This window comes from Solibacillus sp. FSL W7-1436, assembly GCF_038007305.1.
Classification (GTDB): Bacteria; Bacillota; Bacilli; order Bacillales_A; family Planococcaceae; genus Solibacillus.
Map to the genome: position 1 here is coordinate 3,340,156 of NZ_JBBOWV010000001.1, position 19,029 is coordinate 3,359,184.

General features: G+C 37.8%; 15 protein-coding genes. 3 read left to right on the forward strand and 12 right to left on the reverse strand.

Going from position 1 to position 19,029, the window contains the following annotated elements; genetic code table 11:
* Nucleotides 1–213 precede the first annotated feature (213 nt).
* The 6 genes from MKX73_RS16495 to MKX73_RS16520 all read right to left on the reverse strand — a co-directional run bounded on the left by MKX73_RS16495 (nucleotide 214) and on the right by MKX73_RS16520 (nucleotide 5,836).
* The gene (locus MKX73_RS16495; protein WP_340718388.1) at nucleotides 214–948 is read right to left on the reverse strand and encodes an alpha/beta hydrolase; all 735 of its coding nucleotides are present in this window, start codon (nucleotides 946–948) and stop codon (nucleotides 214–216) included.
* 9 nt (nucleotides 949–957) lie between these two features.
* Nucleotides 958–1,743 (reverse strand): ABC transporter ATP-binding protein, encoded by a 786-nt coding sequence (locus tag MKX73_RS16500; protein WP_340718389.1) that lies wholly within the window; start codon nucleotides 1,741–1,743, stop codon nucleotides 958–960.
* A gap of 6 nt (nucleotides 1,744–1,749) precedes the next feature.
* A complete protein-coding gene (locus MKX73_RS16505; RefSeq protein ID WP_340718390.1) occupies nucleotides 1,750–2,778 on the reverse strand; it encodes a FecCD family ABC transporter permease in 1,029 nt (342 codons plus the stop codon).
* Nucleotides 2,768–3,778, reverse strand: a complete 1,011-nt coding sequence (locus MKX73_RS16510; RefSeq protein ID WP_340718391.1) for a FecCD family ABC transporter permease — start codon at nucleotides 3,776–3,778, stop codon at nucleotides 2,768–2,770. Before MKX73_RS16510 ends, MKX73_RS16505 begins: the two co-directional genes overlap by 11 nt.
* Nucleotides 3,779–3,907: 129 nt before the next feature.
* The gene (locus tag MKX73_RS16515) at nucleotides 3,908–4,906 is read right to left on the reverse strand and encodes an ABC transporter substrate-binding protein (protein ID WP_340718392.1); all 999 of its coding nucleotides are present in this window, start codon (nucleotides 4,904–4,906) and stop codon (nucleotides 3,908–3,910) included.
* Nucleotides 4,907–5,026: 120 nt separating this feature from the next.
* Nucleotides 5,027–5,836, reverse strand: coding sequence for a helix-turn-helix domain-containing protein (locus tag MKX73_RS16520; RefSeq protein ID WP_340718393.1), 810 nt, complete (start codon nucleotides 5,834–5,836; stop codon nucleotides 5,027–5,029).
* Nucleotides 5,837–6,085: 249 nt separating this feature from the next.
* Here MKX73_RS16520 and MKX73_RS16525 point away from each other — a divergent pair, with 249 nt between their 5' ends.
* Nucleotides 6,086–6,424 carry a GlpM family protein gene (locus MKX73_RS16525; RefSeq protein WP_340718394.1) on the forward strand — a complete coding sequence of 113 codons (339 nt, stop codon included), beginning with the start codon at nucleotides 6,086–6,088 and terminating at the stop codon, nucleotides 6,422–6,424.
* A gap of 77 nt (nucleotides 6,425–6,501) precedes the next feature.
* On the opposite strand, the gene MKX73_RS16530 is transcribed toward MKX73_RS16525, so the two are convergent.
* Nucleotides 6,502–7,854 carry a TraB/GumN family protein gene (locus MKX73_RS16530; RefSeq protein WP_340718395.1) on the reverse strand — a complete coding sequence of 451 codons (1,353 nt, stop codon included), beginning with the start codon at nucleotides 7,852–7,854 and terminating at the stop codon, nucleotides 6,502–6,504.
* A 331-nt stretch (nucleotides 7,855–8,185) separates the two neighbouring features.
* Here MKX73_RS16530 and MKX73_RS16535 point away from each other — a divergent pair, with 331 nt between their 5' ends.
* A complete protein-coding gene (locus tag MKX73_RS16535) occupies nucleotides 8,186–8,659 on the forward strand; it encodes a YusW family protein (RefSeq protein ID WP_340718396.1) in 474 nt (157 codons plus the stop codon).
* A gap of 445 nt (nucleotides 8,660–9,104) precedes the next feature.
* Here MKX73_RS16535 and istB read toward each other — a convergent pair whose 3' ends face one another.
* Nucleotides 9,105–9,827, reverse strand: a complete 723-nt coding sequence (istB, locus tag MKX73_RS16540) for an IS21-like element helper ATPase IstB (RefSeq protein WP_340716815.1) — start codon at nucleotides 9,825–9,827, stop codon at nucleotides 9,105–9,107.
* Nucleotides 9,820–11,241 carry an IS21 family transposase gene (gene istA / locus MKX73_RS16545; RefSeq protein ID WP_340716814.1) on the reverse strand — a complete coding sequence of 474 codons (1,422 nt, stop codon included), beginning with the start codon at nucleotides 11,239–11,241 and terminating at the stop codon, nucleotides 9,820–9,822. Before istA ends, istB begins: the two co-directional genes overlap by 8 nt.
* Before the next feature lie 342 nt (nucleotides 11,242–11,583).
* Between istA and MKX73_RS16550 the strand changes: the two genes are divergently transcribed.
* The gene (locus tag MKX73_RS16550) at nucleotides 11,584–14,091 is read left to right on the forward strand and encodes a sensor domain-containing protein (protein ID WP_340718397.1); all 2,508 of its coding nucleotides are present in this window, start codon (nucleotides 11,584–11,586) and stop codon (nucleotides 14,089–14,091) included.
* Between the two features lie 64 nt (nucleotides 14,092–14,155).
* Here the strand turns inward: MKX73_RS16550 and MKX73_RS16555 are convergent, their stop codons facing one another.
* Genes MKX73_RS16555 through MKX73_RS16565 form a run of 3 tightly spaced genes read right to left on the reverse strand, consistent with a single transcriptional unit; the run spans nucleotide 14,156 to nucleotide 18,898 of the window.
* Entirely contained in the window at nucleotides 14,156–15,970 is a 1,815-nt protein-coding gene (locus MKX73_RS16555; protein WP_340718398.1) for an ABC transporter substrate-binding protein, read from the reverse strand.
* Nucleotides 15,971–15,989: 19 nt separating this feature from the next.
* Complete coding sequence (locus tag MKX73_RS16560) at nucleotides 15,990–17,486, reverse strand: ABC transporter permease (RefSeq protein ID WP_340718399.1); 1,497 nt, start codon at nucleotides 17,484–17,486, stop codon at nucleotides 15,990–15,992.
* 14 nt (nucleotides 17,487–17,500) lie between these two features.
* Nucleotides 17,501–18,898: an ABC transporter permease gene (locus tag MKX73_RS16565; RefSeq protein ID WP_340718400.1), complete on the reverse strand. Its 1,398-nt coding sequence runs from the start codon at nucleotides 18,896–18,898 to the stop codon at nucleotides 17,501–17,503.
* Nucleotides 18,899–19,029 lie beyond the last annotated feature (131 nt).

Sequence of the window (19,029 nt, forward strand, 5' to 3'; positions counted from 1 at the left end):
ATGTAGCTAACGATGATTGAAGCGTGATAGTCATCTATTCCCTTAAATATCTACATAAAAACATGCGGTGCAATTGTCTCCTTCTTAAAACATTTCATACTAAAAACCGCCATTTATCTAACAGTAAAAGGACGATTTTTATCAATTTGAAGTAAAGCTAAAGAGTTCAACCGTAGTTTGGTTAGTTATAATACAGCCGTTTGTTCCACCTGCTTAGTCATCTGTTCTTAAAAATCGTAGAACCCGGCTCATTGTAGTCGGAATGACAGATGCGTGATTTTCGCTTTCTGCTATATAAAATTCACTGTTCATCCATTTCTCAGAAGCCATTGCAGCGAATTTCTGCGCATCATCAACCATATCGCCCTCTTTCCCTCCAACTCCGATGAATATAGGTGCTTCAATAGGATTTTCCACTTGTTGAATTGTCCGAAAAAGCTCATGATCATTCCACCAAATCGATGGGCTTAAAGCTACATATTTATAAAAGCTGTCCGGATAAATTAAATAACTCCACAATACAAATAATCCGCCTAACGAGTGTCCATACAGCGATATTTTCTGATCGTCAACTGCATATTTTTCCTGAAGCATCGGTACAATTTGCTGCAAAATAAAATCCATCAATTGTACTGCTCCTCCAGCCGGAAGCTCCTGCATCACTTTCCCCCTGCGAACAGGAAAATGATAATGAACTGCCGGTGCCGTGAAATCATAAAATCGCTGTTTTGGAATATCCTTTTCATCATGGCCGATACCAACAATAATTGCAGGATCAACCAATGTTTTTTTCCTGTTTCGCATCTGCATTGCCATTGTTTCATACATCAGTTTACTGTAGCGTGTTCCATCCAACACGATGATTACCGGAAACCCTTCTGCCGGAGGGATTTCATTCGGTTCGTAAATGTCCACAATATAAGAATAGCCATTGTACTTTGATTGCATTAAATTCACCTATTTCATTAAATTATATGAAAAACAGACGGGTACCTGATGTTCCTGATCAATCATAATCTTAGCTTCAATTTGGAATACACTTTTTAGTATGTCGGCTTTCATTATTTGTTCGGGAGTGCCCGTATGAAGCACTTCCCCCTTTTTCATCGCGATCAGTTCATCTGAAAATCTTGCAGCATGGTTCAAATCATGGAGTACCATAATTATCGTACAGCCAAACGTTCTATTGAGTTGCTGAACAATTTCAAGCACTTCCAGTTGATGTGCCATATCCAAGTATGTCGTCGGTTCGTCCAACAGTAAAATATCGGTCTCTTGCGCCAAAGCCATCGCCAGCCACACACGCTGCCGTTGCCCACCTGAAAGTGCTGCGATTTCCCGGTTTTGGAACTCCAAAGTGTTTGTGACTTCCATAGCCCAATTAATTTTTTCGTTGTCTTCTTTTGTAAGGCGTCCAACATTTTTCCGGTGAGGATAGCGTCCATACGAAATAAGCTCATGTACTTTCAGTTGTCCCGGTGCTGCCGGAGACTGCACGAGTAATGCCAGTTTTTTTGCGATTTCCTTAGTAGACATCGTATTCATGTTTTCATCCTGCAGAAAAATTTCGCCACATTCCTTTTTTAATATACGGCCGATTGTTTTTAATAAAGTAGATTTACCGCAGCCATTCGGTCCGATAATCGTCGTAATCTTACCTGCTTGAATGCTCACATTTAAATTTTCGATAATTCTTGTATTCTCATAACCTGTCGTTAAGCTTTCAACTTCAAATGCATACAATCTATCTCACCCTTTCGATTTTACAAGCAAATACAGAAAATAAGGTATCCCGACAAGTGATACGACTATCCCGACAGAGAGCTCTACAGGTGAAAAGACCGTTTTTGCTACATAATCTGAAAACACAAGCAATAATGCCCCTATAAAAAGGCTTACCGGCGTCATATAGCGATGATGAATTCCGACTAGCTGTCTTGCAATATGCGGTGCCATTAAACCAATGAACCCTATGCTTCCCGAAACTGAAACACAGGCACTGACAAGTCCCACACTTGCAAGCATTAGTTTAATTTTTTCTTTTTCTAAAGATATGCCCAGACTAGTGATTGTCTCTTCCTCCAATTGAAAATAGTCGAGCAAATAGGCTTTCCGGTAAATATAAATACCTAAAATAATCAGCCATGGAAGCATTGCACCGACAAAATACCAGTTGGAATTATAGATGGAACCATTCATCCAAATAGCAGCGGCCTGATAGTCCCCTTCATCCATTTTCAGCGACCAGAATAAAGTAACTGCACTAAAGCCGGTGTTAATGGCAATCCCTGTTAAAATCAGCCTTTGCATATCCATTCGTCCATGTTTATATGAAATGACCAATATTATTGTTGCAGCTATTGCTCCTCCTACAAAGCCAAAAATCGGAACAATTAATATTTTTATAAGGCTGTTTATTTCCACATCAATAAGTTCCACCTGGAAGAAAAACATGAAAATAACAATCGCACAGCCAGCACCGGCGTTAATTCCGATGATTCCCGGATCAGCAAGCGCATTTTTGGTAATCCCCTGAAGAACAACGCCAGCCATCGCAAGACCCATACCGACAAGTGCTGCCGTAATGATTCTAGGCAACCTAAAATCAAATATGACTAAATCAAATTGTTCTGTCGAATCAATCCTCAGTAAAGTCTTAAATACTTCCGGTGTTGTCATCGTAAACGCACCGCTTGTTAAATGGATATACATTGCTAATAGAAGAATGAAAAAAAGTGTGCCAATTGTAAACAGCCATTTTGTTTTTTTAAGCGGCATATTTTTCCCCGCCTTTACGTCGAATTAAATATAAGAAAAACGGTACCCCGATTAGTGCAGTCACTACCCCAATTGGTGTTTCAAACGGAAAATTAATGTAACGGCTTACGAGATCACAGCCTGCAAGGAAAAAGGCACCCATAACAGCCGAACAAGGAATAATTACGCGATAGTCGACGCCAACAAGCATTCTTACAATATGAGGTACGACTAATCCGACAAAAGCAATTTTTCCGACAAGAGCTACAGCAGTACCCGTCAATATAGCAACAGCTAGCATACTCAATACTTTTACTATTCTTGTATTCTGCCCCAATCCGACCGCAACATCTTCGCCAAGTGCTGTAATTGTCACAGCGCGCGCCAATGAAATAGCCAGTAGTAGTCCAATCATTCCAATAGGAACACACAAATAGATTAATTCCATTTCTACCATATGTACTTTTGCGTTGTACCACATTGTTATCGTTTGTGATATTTGATGATACATTGCGATCGCCGTTCCGATACTGCTGATGAACGTACCGATTACCGTACCGATAATTGCCAGTCTTACTGGAGATAGCCCGTTTTTAATTATGGATGCGAAACCAAATACAAGTGCACCGCCAAAAAGTGATCCCAGCATTGAAAGGAGGACTAAACTAAAACTTGAAATCCCCGGCAAGAAAACAAAGGCCATCGTAATGAAAAGAGCTGAGCCGTCCGTTACGCCCATAATTGACGGGGACGCAAGAAAGTTTCGTGTAACCCCTTGCATAACTGCACCTGCTGTTGCTAAAAATGCACCAACAAATAATACAGCGAGCGCTCTTGGTACCCGACCAGACCATATTATTTGGTGATCTATATTTTCTTTGTCGTAATGGATAAATGCATCAATAATTGTTTCAAGCGCAATTGATTTTGTGCCCATCGAGATCGACATGAGTGTCACAACAACAATCAGAACAGGCATTATTGTTGAAAATATAATGAAATGCCGGGATGAAAAATTCAAAAATATAGGCCTCCTTTTATTGAATAAAAGAAATAGGCTGCCCGGAAAACCTTTCCGGAACAGCCCTTTCACAGAATAATTTAGCGTTTGCTCTGACTTCTCTGAAGCTGTCTATTGAATTATTCGTGCTTATTTTAATACTTTTTCATTAAACGCTTCCAGGAAGGAAATTTTTGACCAAGCTGTCCCTCCTTGTGCCAATGCATCTATAAGATTAACATGCACATTATTTGTTTTAGCAGCAGTTGTACTGTTAAATATCGGATTATCTAAAATCTCCTGTAAGAGTTCAGGTGTCTCCTTATTTTCATCATCGGCGAACTGCAGGAAAATCATATCCGGATTCCACTCTGCCAATGTTTCATATGTAATCGTTGTTTGCGCTTCGATTGAATTCAATTCTTCTGGCACTGTAAAGCCAAAATCTTCATAAATAGAAGGGTTTAAATATACCCCTGCAGGATAGACCGACAAACCGCCTCGTACTCGGATAATTAAAACCTTTTTATCTTTCAGTTCACTGCTGGCAATCGTTTCTTTCGTAATGGCCAATTGCTTATCATAGTCATCCAGTGCTTTCTGTGCTTCGGCTTCTTTGTCGGCTAATTGTCCAAATAATAATAAATTTTCTTTCCAGTTTGTAGAAATATGAGAATAAGGGAATGTCGTTGCTATTTTATTATATTTTGACATTTGTGCTTCATCCCATTTGCTCGTTCCTATAATTACATCAGGGTTTAAAGATAGCATGGCCTCTGTACTCGGTTCTTTTTTGGAACCGACAACAGTTGCTCCTGTCAAATCCGTCTCCAAGTATTTAGGTATTGACGTGCCATCATTAGAAATAACACCGGCAGGCTTTACACCAAGTACTGCGGCATCTTCCATCGCTTCCAGACTTGCTGCAATAATTGTTTCCACTTTTGCAGGCACTTCATAGTCGTTCCCTAAATAGGATATTTTTTGTTCTGTTGCTTCATCGGCAACTGGTTTTTCTTCATTTGTAACTTGTTCTGTTTTATTTCCTGACTCAGCTGCAGATGAAGAATCCACCTCTTCATCCGAACTGCATGCAGCAAGCATCAGTGCAATTGCCCCTGCACTGATTAATGTACGATATTTTTTCATTATTTTTTCCTCCCGTTTCATTGATAACGATTATCATTATCATTTTATTTACAATCTTGATAATATCAAACGGCTGTTTTTACGTACATAGAGTTTTTTACAAAATGAATGGATTTTTGCTTAAATAGTTAAATATTGCTTACGGAAATTTGTCGGTGTCATATGATACTGCTTTTTGAAAACCCGGCAAAAGTAGAATGCATCCTGGTAACCGATAAGTTCAGCAATCTCCTTAATCGGAATTGATGTCGTTCGCAGCAATTCCCGGGATTTTTTTAATCGGATCTCCGTTAAAAACTGAATTGGTGACATGCCGATTTGCTTATCAAACAAATAGGCAAATCTTCGACGGTCACACCCTACCTCCTCCGCAATTTCTGCTATTGTTATTGGTAAATTATAATGTTCGGTTATAAATGTAATCGCCTGATCCACTACATTGTTTGAAGTTTGCATTTTTGCGCAAATAACAATGAATTCCACCAACTGCAGGAACAGAGACTTACATTTCAGCCGGTTCATATCGCCCGGTATTTTTTCGAAATGGATTAATTGATGAACTAAATAATCCAATTTATGATGATGACCAGTAACGATTTCAAAATGGCCTATATCCATTGAACAGGGGCGGTTCAACATTTCATAATGCAGTACAGTATAATGCCATGGTTCCTTACTTGTAACTTTAATATCAATCGCCATATTAGGCCCGGCATGGAGGATTACCCCTTTATGTATCGTGTATACTTCCCCATTCAGTGAAAAATTTGCGCTACCCGACAGAGTAATAACGATTCCATTTAAACATGGTGCTGTATTACGATTGGTATCATGTACATTAGGAGCTAAACTTGTTACAAATAAATCTGCATATTGAATCGCTGAGTTGGCGAAAAATTTTATTAAATCGTTCGTTTGAATTCTTCTCACCCCTTATATTATTCATTGCTATGCGAATGATAATCATTTTCATCAAGGGTACACTACTATGACTAGAAAATTCAACATATTTTTACAACTTGAGAGAATTAATGCAATTCTTCTTATAAAATATATTAGAAAATACACTAAGGAAATCTCGTTTTAAATTATTTATTCTATTTTCCGAAAATAATGTTGATACATGCAAATCTATAATTTATAGTTATTGTATTTTAATGGAATAGAGGTAAGCGGAACGTGTTTTATGTAATTCAATTTATTCTTGGCGGTACAGTGATGCTGCTCGCTTCTTGGTTAAGCAAATCGAATTTGCACTTCTTATCCGGCATAATTACATTGCTCCCGATACTAACGTTGCTTAATATGCGGCTGCAAGTGAAAAATATGACGGAAGAAACATTTCATATTGTGCAGCAAAACGCCATTTTTGGGGCTGTCGGCATGGTATTATTTACTGTACTTGTTTTTTATTTTTCAGGTTTGTGGAAGCCTGGTTATGCTATTTTAGGAGCCCTTTCAATCTATATCATTTTCATGGTCGCCGGCAGACCTTTGCTTACTTTATTACAATCGTAATTCACATTTTTATGTAATTTTTCAAAATAAAACGCATGGACCAGTTACTTTCGTAACCAGCTCCATGCGCTTTTAATTTATTGATAAAACGGTTTTACTTCATAACCGCTTTCCTCTAGGTGATAGCGGATATTTTTATCAACTAAAAAGTGACCCGCGCCGACAACGACAAAGAATGTCCCTTTTTGTTCTTCCAATACATCCACAAGCTTAGCGGCCATTTCTGCATCACGTTTGCCGAACAGCATCTGATTGAACTCAGATGTGTCCCCTTCCATTTCAGTTAAGCTTTCCGCAAACTTTTCCACATCACCTTTCACCCAATTCGTGAACCAGTCTGCCATTAACTGAACATCTTCTTCGGACTGTCCAGTAGGCTCCAAAATACCGTCAAGTGCTGCAACTAACGATTCTTCCTGTGTTTCCGGGGATAATGCTTCAAACATATCAACTTGTGCATTGATTCCTTCCAGCTCATAAATAGGTTTCTGCTGTAAATAAGCACTTAATAAAAATTGCATATCCACTCCATGCATCGCCATTTCTTCTGCTGTTAAACCAAATGCCCCGTCCATCATCAGCGACGAAAAATTATTTGAAAGCAGCCAAGGCTTTTGTATTTCCAGCTCTTCGATAGGCATTTCAAGCTGTTCTGCGACTTTTTGAAGTTTCGCATACGTTTCTTCACTTACAACATCTTTAATCGTGCGTCCATCATTAAACATCGCCTTTTCGATATAATACTCCATACCGGTAGGGTCTAATAAATTCGCTTCAACGAAAAGTCCGTCCGACTCATCAAATGCTTTTGTTAATTTTTTATGCATCGGGTAGAGATCCGGCGTTCCTACATGAATGGAGCCAAGCATATACACTTTAGTATCTTCATCTTCCACTACCCATGCAACACCTTTTGCTCCGGCATTTGCCTGCTCAAATGTATTCTGGATCAGGCGTACGGCAAAAATTACCGCATGTTGTGTTGTAGCTTTCTGTTCGAGCATCAAGCCTTTTTCCGACCCTTGTAAAACTTTATGTTTCTTCATATATGTTACAGCATCATCTACTGTATCTAATTTGTATTGACCAACAATATTATAAAGAAGGTTTATTATATCGCCGCGTGTGCCATCGCCTTTTACTGAAACGGGCTTAAAGTCTTCATTTTTATCCAGATTTAAACTTGCTATTTTCTGTGCAGTCAGTTTAATTAAAGAATCTAAACGCTCCGAAGTAATCGCTGAACGGAAACCATCATAGTACCATTCGATTGGAAAAATCCCGTATTTCTCGCCTTCATTTAATGTCCCGATTGCCCAGCTGCTTATATCCGGAGTTACTTCATCAGCTTTAACGGCAGGTATAATCGACGTCAGCATCAATGTAGTCCCCAATGTTGTAGCCAAAACGGTTTTAGTGATCTTATTCATTCAAACATCCTCCTGCATTATAAATTCATTTCCACTAGGTTTTATGAAATAAATTGGAGAGACGATGGAACAACACTTGCTTATGGTTTTTCCATCAAAATCTATTTCATTCAATAATTGTAACATAAATTCTTTTAAATATAGAATATAATGGAATTTTATTCATTTTCTGATGTTCCAAATCGTAATTTTCAGTTGCTGTATTTATTACCGCGAATAGATAATATGTCATAAACGAAATTAACTATATTTATTAAAATAATATTAGGCTGATTAATTTTTAATTTATCGGGTATTTTAACAATAGCTATAAGAAAGGTGGATTACATTCATGAAAAAATTTGCACTAATTTGCGCGCTAAGTACAACTGCATTGCTAGTAGGCTGTGGGGACAGCGAAGAAGCAACCAATTTGCCTGAAAATGCACCGACAGAACAAAATACTATGAATCAGACAAGTACAGTAACCGAAACAGCGGATGCCCCATTTAACTTTACTCACTTTGATTTGGATATTCAGTATGCCGATGATAAAAGTTATGAAGTGAGTTATGAAAATGAAGCATCTCGTGCAGAAGCACAAATTGAAGATGAAGTTAACAAAACAAAAATAGAAGGTAATGAAGCAACGAACAAATTGGTTCCGATTTTCGAAGGATTTACATTCGATAAGGATACACCAGATGATGAGGTTCTTGATGAAGTACTTCAAAAATTCGAACAGCCCGACAGCTTTTTGGAAGTGGAATTAGAAATTAAATTTGCAGATGGTACTGTCAAAGAGTACCGCCGTGTAGCACAGTAATAACAAAAAGCCGGGATAGCAGTATTTTATAGTAATAATTTCCATGCAGTAAAAAAGCCGTTTTATCTCCCAAAGAAAACGGCTTTTTGAGGTATGGTCAAACTTCGGCATTAAAATAATCTAATTTAGCTTCTTACGTAAACCCGCTTTCCACATCACCTCTATAGAACTTTCATACTAATTCCCCGGATATCTGCATCGTGATACGCATACATTGGCCGTTTCAAAATTGAAAATATAACCTTGATAAATAATTGATCAAAATTAAGCTTTTCTGCTTTCATTTTTGCCATGTTTTCCATATAATTTTGAAGCTGTAAGTATAAAACATCAGGTATTACCGCTTGCCCGGAAGACGCCAATGAAAGGTATTTGTATTTTGCAAGAGAAAAGTGCAGAGAATTGCAACGAAAAATACAGAGTGTTGCCACCCGATTTTTTTTCACTATTTTCTCGACAATGCATTTGTTAAACGGAAGCTCTGGCCCGTGTAGGAAATAATGTGGGCGTGGTGAATCAAACGATCCACCAGAGCTGCCGTTAAACGTGAATCCGAGAAAATGCGGTTCCACTGACTAAATTCTAAATTTGAAGTGATAATTAAGCTCTTTTGTTCATAGAACTCTGAAATAATTTGAAACAGTAATTCTGCTCCTTCTTTGCCGAAAGGTAAATAACCCATTTCATCTAAAATCATTAAATCAACTTTCTCTAATTTACTTCTAAACTGCTTCAATTTCCCCGTATGTAGGGCGTGCTCTAGCTCCTCAACTAAATGCGATACACGATAAAAACGTACTTCAAATCCATGCTCACAAGCCTTTCGGCCAAGGGCAGAAGCTAAATGTGTTTTACCTGTTCCAGGTGCGCCAACTAAAATGACATTCTCTTTTCTTCGAATAAAATCTAGCTGTTCTAACTCATCTTTCGTTAAATGGCTAGGAAAACAAATATCTTTATGCCACTGGTAGCTTTCTAGCGTTTTTGTATCAATGAAACGAGCTTGTTTCAAGTTACGTGCTATTTTTGCTTGTTCTCTGCCAAGCTGCTCTTTTAATAAAACTTGATACAGATATTCTTCCGGCTCAGTAAAAGGCACTTCTTTAATTGCTTCTGCTACATATGCTAATCTCAATTGCTTACAGAGTGTTAAAATATCTTCATTCATGATTTAACACCTCCGTCCCTTTTGGGGATAAGGCATCATATTCTGTCCAATTAACACCGTAAGGATGTTCAGTTTCTTCAGCCTCACGGCCAATATAATTATAAAAATTTTGATCAATATCATTCATATCATGTGTAAGTAAAAGTGTCAGTAATTCATTAATCCGTTGTTTTCTTAACGCAAGTGAAGGAACTGTTAAATACTCTTTAATGCGCGTTGGCAGATAGATTGAGTAACGGGAATGCCCTACAACACGTGGTTTTTTCAACCAATCTTTTAAGATTTCCTTCCATGGAATAAAACGACGTTTTCTCATATAAGGTCGGGCATCAGATAATAAAATTTCTCCGTCATTTGTGATGACTTTATACGAATCCCAGTAGGTCACACAAGAAAGCTGGACGTAGTTTCTTGCTCTTGGCACATGAATCAAATGCCCATCAAGTTTGAATTCATTATATTTATTAAACTTGATTAAAAACTGCTTAAATACCGGATACGGTTTTTCAGGTAATTTGATTAATTGCTTTTGCTCGCGCTTCCACAGTTCATCAATCATTACTTCTTTTTTATAATGAACTCGTTGACGATCCTTGATTAATTGTTGTTCTAATTGATTCGTTAAATCTTCAAGATCCTTTATTACCGGAGGTAGGCTAAAGAAGTTATAACGAACATAACCTACTTTACCTTCCACATGACCTTTTTCATTTCCTTTTCGTGGGTTACATACTTGCACTTTGAACCCGTAATATTGTTGGAAATGTCGAAAGGCTTCTGTTAGTTGTGCCTCTGAATCGCCTTTTCTTACCTTTTTCACCGCAGGTGTTAAGTTATCAATTCGAATGCTCAATGGGACACCACCAGCCTGTTTAAATAACACTTGAAGTCCGCCTAAAAAGCATTCTAAATTTTCACCCGGCATCGGTACCGCAAATGCTGTATTACTTGCTGGAAATGACATGACCAATGCGTGAACATCAAGTATTTCGCCATCTTGAACAGCTTCCATAATCCCGAAATCTACTTGAGCTTCTCCTTCTGGATGTTCTAAACGTTCATGACCTTTGTCTATTTCGTCTTCTTGTGCTGCTTTCCATTCTTGAATGAAATTACAAAGTGTTCTATAGGAACCTTTGAAGCCCTTCTTTACTAAATCTTCAAACATTTTCTTATTTGTACGGCGTAACTTTTTCTTAAGTTTTAAATCCTCTTCTAACCAATCAATTACGATTTCTCCCCATTCTTCGTCGTACATCATGCCCGTTTTCAAATGAGTTTTCTCTTGAGGCAATTGATCTCCATCGCCATATTTTTTGGCAGTGCGCCAATTCACTTGCATTGTATTGGCAATTTCGGTAATAGATAGTCCTTTTTCATTTCGTAATGTTTTGATACAATTAACTTCAGACATTGCTAGCATCCTTTCTTACCTCCACTTTTTGGATTCGACACCTAAAAGAGTAGAGGGACTTGGGGTGGCTGGCAAGTCTTTTTTTATGCACAAAAATAGTGCAGGACTCTGTACAAATTCTTTGCACTAGTCTGCACTTTTATTTTGCAATAAACAGTATTCTTCCAGTTTTATTAAATACTCTCGATACGTACCTTTTCATTATGTTTTATGATTAAATAGATTATAATATCGAAAATAGTATTTTTTTATCATATAGTGTAAAATTCGATTAACAAATTGGTGTTATGAACACTTACGGATCAATGAAATGGATTTTATAGAGGGATGGTGGAAAAATTAATGGAAAATGATATGAACTATCAAAAATTCAATCAATTATTTTCAGGTCGAAATCTCAATCAAGAAGTGAATAAAGACTTTTTCAATTATTTCACATCTCTTACGAATAATCATCCGAATATTGTTGTTGTATTATCTAAATTCGGTAAAGTACTTTCTTCCAATAATAACAAACTCCAAGCTTTACTCGGTAAGCCGGTAGTAACTAACGAGGATTTCCAACAGTTTTTGTATGGTGATAACGTAGATTTACTTGAAAATACTTTCAATAAAACATTACGAGGCCATGCTGAAAAATGTAGTATCGAAATAAAAAATAATCTTAATAAAACATTATTTCTCGATCTGACTTTCATTCCGATAATTATCGAAGAAGATGTTGTCGGTGTTTATTTGATCGTTACCGATAATACAGATAAAACTGTGATGAAACAGGAACTGATGTTATGGGAAAATCACTTGAACTATGCTCAGCAAATAGCTGAAATCGGAAGCTGGGAATATTATTTCAATGAAGATAAACTGATCTGTTCCAAAAATTTTTACAATATGTTCGGAATTGATGATCAAAAATATATAAGTATTGATGAGCCGTTCAAGCAAATACATCCTGAAGATTTGAATATATCTTTACAATATTTAAAGAAATCCATTAGTGACGGCGAACATTATACGCATAAAGTTCGGGTTTATCATAGAAAAACAAAAGAATTAAAACATTTAAAAGTACATGCTGAAGTGTTTGCTGAAGAAGGAAAACCAGCTAAAATCTTTGGAATTATTAAAGATGAAACATATCAAACATTGCTAAAAAAACAGCTGATCGAGCAGAACGAAGAATATAAGTCAATTTTTGATACTCTCACATCAGGAATTTGGATGCGTGAAAAAATAGGTGGTAAATTCCTTTTCGCTTCAAAAGGATTGGAAGAAATATTGGAGATCCCCCTCTCTACCCTTTATGAGGATTCAAAAGCCTGGTATAACATGATCCAGCCCGTGCATCTTCCAGAGTTGGAAAACGGTAAAAAGAAAATGATGAACGGTCAAAGTTTCCAGTGGATTTATCGGATTAATTCCGGAAACGGTAATACAAAGTGGCTGCTTGAAGAAGTTGTACCCCGGCTTGATAATCACGGACAAATAACGAATATATTCGGTTTAGTCACGGATATTACTTATGAAATAGAAAAAGAACATAAAATAAATTACTTATCCAACTTTGATAATCTTACAGGTCTGCCAAATCAGCAAAGTCTATTTAAAAAATTGGATGACATGTGCGAAAGTGATGATCCATTTGCCATTCTATATTTCGACCTGGACCGCTTTAATATCATCAATGATTCACTCGGTTATTTTATCGGGGATGAAACATTAAAATTCATTGCAGACCGGCTTGAAAAAATAATGCCTAAAGACAGCTATCTTGCACGTTTGAGCAGTAATGATTTTATTATGATCATAAAAAATTTCGAAAATAAAAAAGAAGTGCTTCAATACGCTAAAACGGTCATCAAAAAAATTAGAGAACCGTTCACCATTCAGGATTACGAGTTAAATATCTCGACTAGTATCGGTATTACTTTCTATCCCGAGGAAGGCAAGGAAAAATTGACCCTTTTGAAAAATGCTCACACTGCACTTTATAAAGCTAAAAAGGAAGGGAAAAGTACTTATCAGCTTTCATCTGATGAAGGAGATATATCTACTTATAAAAAGTATGCTTTGGATCGTGATATGCGAAAAGCTATTTCAAATGAGGAATTTGAGTTGCATTTCCAGCCGCAAGTAGAAACAGGCAATGGTTCTCTTTGCGGAGCTGAAGCGTTAATTCGCTGGAATCATAAAGAATGGGGATTAGTCTCCCCTGGAGAATTTATTCCATTGGCGGAAGAAAACCATATGATCAACGGGATTACTGACTGGGTGATTGAAAAGGTTTGCCAGCTTCTTAAAGAATGGAAAGAAAAAGGACTGCCAATCATTCCGATAGCAATAAATATCCCTCCTATCCGATTTATGAAAAAAGGGTTGTATCAGCATGTGAAAACACAATTGGAGCGTTTCGGGATTGATCCGTTCTATTTGGAATTCGAAATTACAGAAGATACATTGCTGAATATAGAATCGAGTGTGTATTCAACAATTCAAAGCTTAAAAGACCTCGGAATTCGGATTGCGGTTGACGATTTTGGTACCGGCTATGCATCTTTGGCTTCGATTCGAAAGTTTAAACCGAATAAAATTAAAATCGATAAAATATTTATAGATAATATTAATAATGAGGACAAAGTAGATAACGGCATTATTTGTGCTACATTGAATTTAGCGAAGTCGCTGGAGATGAATGTGGTGGCTGAAGGTGTGGAGGAATTTGAACAGCTCAGATTTTTAAAGAAAAATGACTGTGATGTAATTCAAGGGTATCTATTTTCCAAACCCGTTAAAAAAGAAGAGTTTGAACACATATTGCAAGTCGGTTATTTATCCCCGAAAGTTTCATAATCATTTATCATCAGTTTAAAAAATAAACCGAAGCAACTTTCATAAGCTGCTTCGGTTTTTAATCTTATTTTGATTCGTTATATGCTTTTAAGAACTCTTTCACTTTTGCGCTGTCTGCTTCCAGTTTTAAACCTGTGTCAATTAAAGGTGAAACTGTTGATACAGCCGGCTTTTTCTTACCTTGGTAGTAGCTGATGAACTCTTCTTGATTGATTGAGTGAAGAACTGCTTTACGTAAGTCTGCAGATTTCGCAGTTTCACGACCGCTTGTATTGAACAATAAGTAAGAAACGGCATTGCTGTCAGCTGTTTTTAATTGTAAATTTTCATCGCCTTCAACTACATCTGTTTTCGTTTCAGGAACTGATTGTAATACGTGGATTTCACCATTACGCAATGCTGATAGTGCACTGTCATTATCCTGGATGAAACGAACAGTGATGTTTTCAATTTTTGGCTCGTTTTCAGTTCCCGCCTGGTATGCAGGGTTTTTCACGAATGTTGCTTCATAGTCATTTTTCTTCACTAAAATATATGGACCTGATGCTGCTAAATGGTTTGCATAGCTTGCGCCTTCAGTAACTGTTGACTGATCACCGTAAGCGATATCCGTGTTCGGATCATAGCTAGCTACATCAAATGTATTCACTGCAGTTACCGCAGATTCAGATACAATACCGCCAGATTGGTGCGCTAAGTAGTTTAACACTTGCGGGAAAGGATTTGGCGTTGTCAATTTAACCACTTGGTATTTACCTGCTGCATTGTCTACATCTTTTTCATCTGTCACAACTTCAGAAATCGCTGCAGGCAGCTCATCCGATAATTCTTCTAAAACAGACTTGCCATCTGCTGTTTTCACTGATTCCAATGATGTAATATCCGATACGATTTCAACTGTATCAATATTTTCATGGATTGAATATGTGCGGTGATCCGGTACTGATGTTTCGTCTTTTGCACGGTTTAAAGAGAATACAACATCTTCTGCTGATACTAAATCACCTGTATCAACTGCTTTATCGCCTTCCACTTTTGCAAAGTTAATATCATCGCGCAGTACGAAATAATATTCTTCGTTGTTTTCAGCAATGGCATGGTCATAAGAAAGTGAGCCTTCCGATACCACTTCATCCGAATCTGATAAATTCACTAAACGAACATACATATTCGTGTTCAGTGTATTGATCGAACCATCGTTTGCCTTAACCGGGTCAAGGGAAGTCAATGATGCCAATGCTTGGTGAAGTACCAATGTTTCTGATGCATTTTTCCCTTCATCATTGAATGAAATTGTTTCCCATGCTTGAGCACGTGATTTTGGCAGACGTACTGTATCCGGATTAACTTCCGCTTTATAAATTCCCTGGAATTTTTGAGAAATATATAATGGTGCGATATAGGCATTGTCGAATACTAAAGCTTGTTCCAGCTCTTTATATTTTTCCTTTGCTTCATCACCTGTTAAAGTACTCGCTTCATCGATTAATTTATCGACTGTCTCATCAGAAGTACGGCTGTAGTCTCCGCCCGTTTTGAATAAACCGCGTACTGCATAGTCCGGGTTACCCGTTACAGTCGTCCAGCTTGAAATGGCAATGTCAAAGTTGCCCGCATCTTGTTGTGCTGTAAATGAACCGTAATCCGGCTGGATATTCAGTTTCACATCGAAACCGTTCTTCACTAATTGGTCACGCACAATATTCATGTCCTGCTCTGAAGAAGCCATACCAAGTAATTCGATGACTGGCTTTGCCCCAGCTGTTTCAGTAGTTGCTGAATCATTTTCTTTTACATCCGATTTTGTTTCGACACAGCCTGCTAATGCTACTGCTGCCACTGTTGCTGTTGATGCTAACGTAAATAATTTTTTATTCATGAAAAATTCCTCCAAAAAGTTAATTAGATTTTGGGTCCAATGCGTCACGCAGTCCATCGCCGAAAAAGTTAAACGATAAAACGAGCAGCATAATACATAGCCCCGGGAAAATCGCTAAATATGAATGTGACTCTAAATACGTGCTTCCAACTTTTAAAATATTGCCCCACTCCGGTATATGCGGTTCAATACCTAATCCGAGGAAGCTTAAACTACTAGTTGAAATAACGGCTCCTCCGATTGTTAATGTTGCTTTGACAATCATAGGTGCCAACGCATTTGGAACGATATGCCTGAAGATAATCGAGCGGTCATTTGCCCCTAATGCGCGGGCTGATTCAACAAATTCATAGTTTGAAATCTGCAGTACATTTGCCCGCATTGTCCGCGCATAAGTCGGAATAGCGCCGACACTTAATGCGATGATTAAATTTGTCGTATTTGCGCCAAATGCGGCAATGATTGCAATTGCCAGCAGAATTCCTGGAATTGCATATAAAATATCCAGTGCACGCATAATAATATTGTCGGTATTTTTTCCGTAATAGCCAGAAATCGCACCGAGCGCCCCGCCAATTATTGCCGGGATGATTGTTGCACAAAAACCAACGATTAATGAAATTTGCGCACCGAACACAATGCGGGAAAATAAATCCCTGCCGAAATTATCGGTACCTAACGGATATTCAAGTGTCGGTGTCTGCAGCAATACCGCATAATTGTTTTCAACCGCAAAGTCATAATCGAATGTCCATGAGCTGACAACCGATAAACTGAACATGAAAACGATGAAAAACAGACCAAATACCGCCATCGTATTACGCAGGATCTTATTCCACGTTTTTTGCCATTTCTCTACTGCGGACGGATCTGCATTTCGCGCTTTACGAATTAACGTAATCCCAAGTAACAGCGAGAAGAAATTGCCTGTCAATGTTGGGATTAGCAGAACAATTCCAAGCGGCAGCATCCATTTAGGCGCTGTATCAACCGTAACAAACTTTGCGATTAACACAGCTGCTGCTAAATACAGCAATGCCAAAAGGATAAACCCGCCCATTGCAAGAACAAATGTATCCACTACATATGGTTTAAACAAATTAAATCCCGAAATCAGGATAATGAATATTTGCGTCATAAAAGCATATACAGCAAAAGTATATTCCGCTGTTTTGTTTTTCGATGCGAGCATAAAACCGAACCCGGCCGCAAATACATTGCCCGCAAAAATTGTAAGAACCAACGGGATACCAAGAAGACGTGTACGCTTTGTCAGTTCCCGATGCTTCGCTAAATCCTTCTTAATGAGCAGTGATGTGAGCCATACGTATATCGTAGTACCAATATAAATCACAAAAAATACAACTATATATGGACGCCATACACCTTCTGAAAAATTAAAACTATAAAGTAAAAACAGCAATGAAAAAATCGCAGAAAAAGCAATGGTAAACTGTGCATTTACATACTCTTGTGTTATTTTCAACAGCAGTTTTACGTCTGATATAAATTTCACTTCGTTACCCTCTCCTAAGATTTTTTCATTTTCGAACGAATTCTCGGGTCAAAGAAAGCGTATAAAATATCGATCAGCATGTTCACAATTGAAATGGTGATCGCTATATAAACAACCCCACCCAAAATTGCCGGAATATCCGGAATAAACTGCTTGTCGACAATATAACTTCCGATACCGCTAATATTAAATACTTTTTCTGTTACTGCCGCACCGCCAAGCATTCCGCCAAATAACAGTCCAATAACTGTAATAATAGGAATCATCGCATTACGGATTGCGTGCTTAGTAATTACTTTCCGTTCACTTAACCCTTTTGCTTTTGCTGTAATAATATAATCTTCATGGATTACTTCCAGCATACTTGATCTTGTCATACGGGCAATCGATGCCGTGATCGAAGTTCCGAGTACAACAATCGGCAGAACGATCGACATCCAGTTGCTTGGATTATACGTCGCCGGGAACCATTTTAATTCAAGCGAGAACGTCAAAATAAAAATCAGACCTTGCCAGAAACTTGGAATCGATAAACCGATTAATGCGATTAACATGAATGCATAATCGATAAATGAATTCGGACGTACTGCTGATATAATACCTACCGGAATAGCAATGGCAATCGCCATCAGTAATGAGAACATGGCAATTTCAAGCGTAACGGGGAATTTGTTCAAAATGCTCTGTGTGACATCTTCCTTTCCTGCAAAAGATGTTCCTAGATCAAAAGTGAACAGACCTGACAGTGAATGCCAAAGCTGAACTAAATAAGGCTGATCCAACCCGTATAGCTTATTAAAGTTTTCGACTTGTGCCGGTGTTGCCTCCACCCCAAGCAAATTGCGGGCAGGGTCAAACGGTGAAATATACAAAATCGTAAACACGAGTGTCGCCACCCCAATAATAACGAAAACACTTTGCAGTAACCGCTCAAATATAAAGCGAGAAAACGGATTACTCGTAATGAACAGTAAAGCATACATCAAAATACCCGGAATTATCGTAAGGAGTAAAAAGTTCGAACGTCTTAACAACGTTCCAAAATAATTTATGTAGGAATTTTCCACTATTCCATTTGCCGCAAGTTCTTTTTCCACTTCTCGCTCCAATTTTCTTTGTGCGAGCGTCTTCGCAGCGAGAATGATAGATTGCTCATCAACCTTCTGATTGAAAAACCGGGCTTTTGTCCACTCCTCTACTTCATATTGTTTATGCCATTCGAATACTTTCTCGTCTTCTATTAACCGCCTCTTCACATTCATAGCCTTTTCCGCATACGTTGATTTAGATCGATTTACTAAATAGAACGGAATTGTAAAAATGTGTACGAGCAAGCCGAGCAGTACGAAAGCAAAATAATACCCCTTTTTCGAAGCATTTTTTTGAAAGCTTTCAAAAAATAACTGCTGCATGTAACAAAAGCAGCTCCTTTCTTACTAGTTCTTTTAAACTTAATTGTGTAAAGAATCTTCACACTTTTAATATTGTATAATCCCTACCTGTATAGTAATGTATTATGTAGAACGAACATTCAGAAGTCAAT

Coding starts and splice junctions, on each gene's coding strand:
- MKX73_RS16495 (WP_340718388.1), bottom strand. CDS start 948: ATGCAATCAAAGTACAATGGCTATTCTTATATTGTGGACATTTACGAA.
- MKX73_RS16505 (WP_340718390.1), bottom strand. CDS start 2,778: ATGCCGCTTAAAAAAACAAAATGGCTGTTTACAATTGGCACACTTTTT.
- MKX73_RS16515 (WP_340718392.1), bottom strand. CDS start 4,906: ATGAAAAAATATCGTACATTAATCAGTGCAGGGGCAATTGCACTGATG.
- MKX73_RS16530 (WP_340718395.1), bottom strand. CDS start 7,854: ATGAATAAGATCACTAAAACCGTTTTGGCTACAACATTGGGGACTACA.
- MKX73_RS16535 (WP_340718396.1), top strand. CDS start 8,186: ATGAAAAAATTTGCACTAATTTGCGCGCTAAGTACAACTGCATTGCTA.
- istB (WP_340716815.1), bottom strand. CDS start 9,827: ATGAATGAAGATATTTTAACACTCTGTAAGCAATTGAGATTAGCATAT.
- istA (WP_340716814.1), bottom strand. CDS start 11,241: ATGTCTGAAGTTAATTGTATCAAAACATTACGAAATGAAAAAGGACTA.
- MKX73_RS16550 (WP_340718397.1), top strand. CDS start 11,584: ATGGAAAATGATATGAACTATCAAAAATTCAATCAATTATTTTCAGGT.
- MKX73_RS16555 (WP_340718398.1), bottom strand. CDS start 15,970: ATGAATAAAAAATTATTTACGTTAGCATCAACAGCAACAGTGGCAGCA.
- MKX73_RS16565 (WP_340718400.1), bottom strand. CDS start 18,898: ATGCAGCAGTTATTTTTTGAAAGCTTTCAAAAAAATGCTTCGAAAAAG.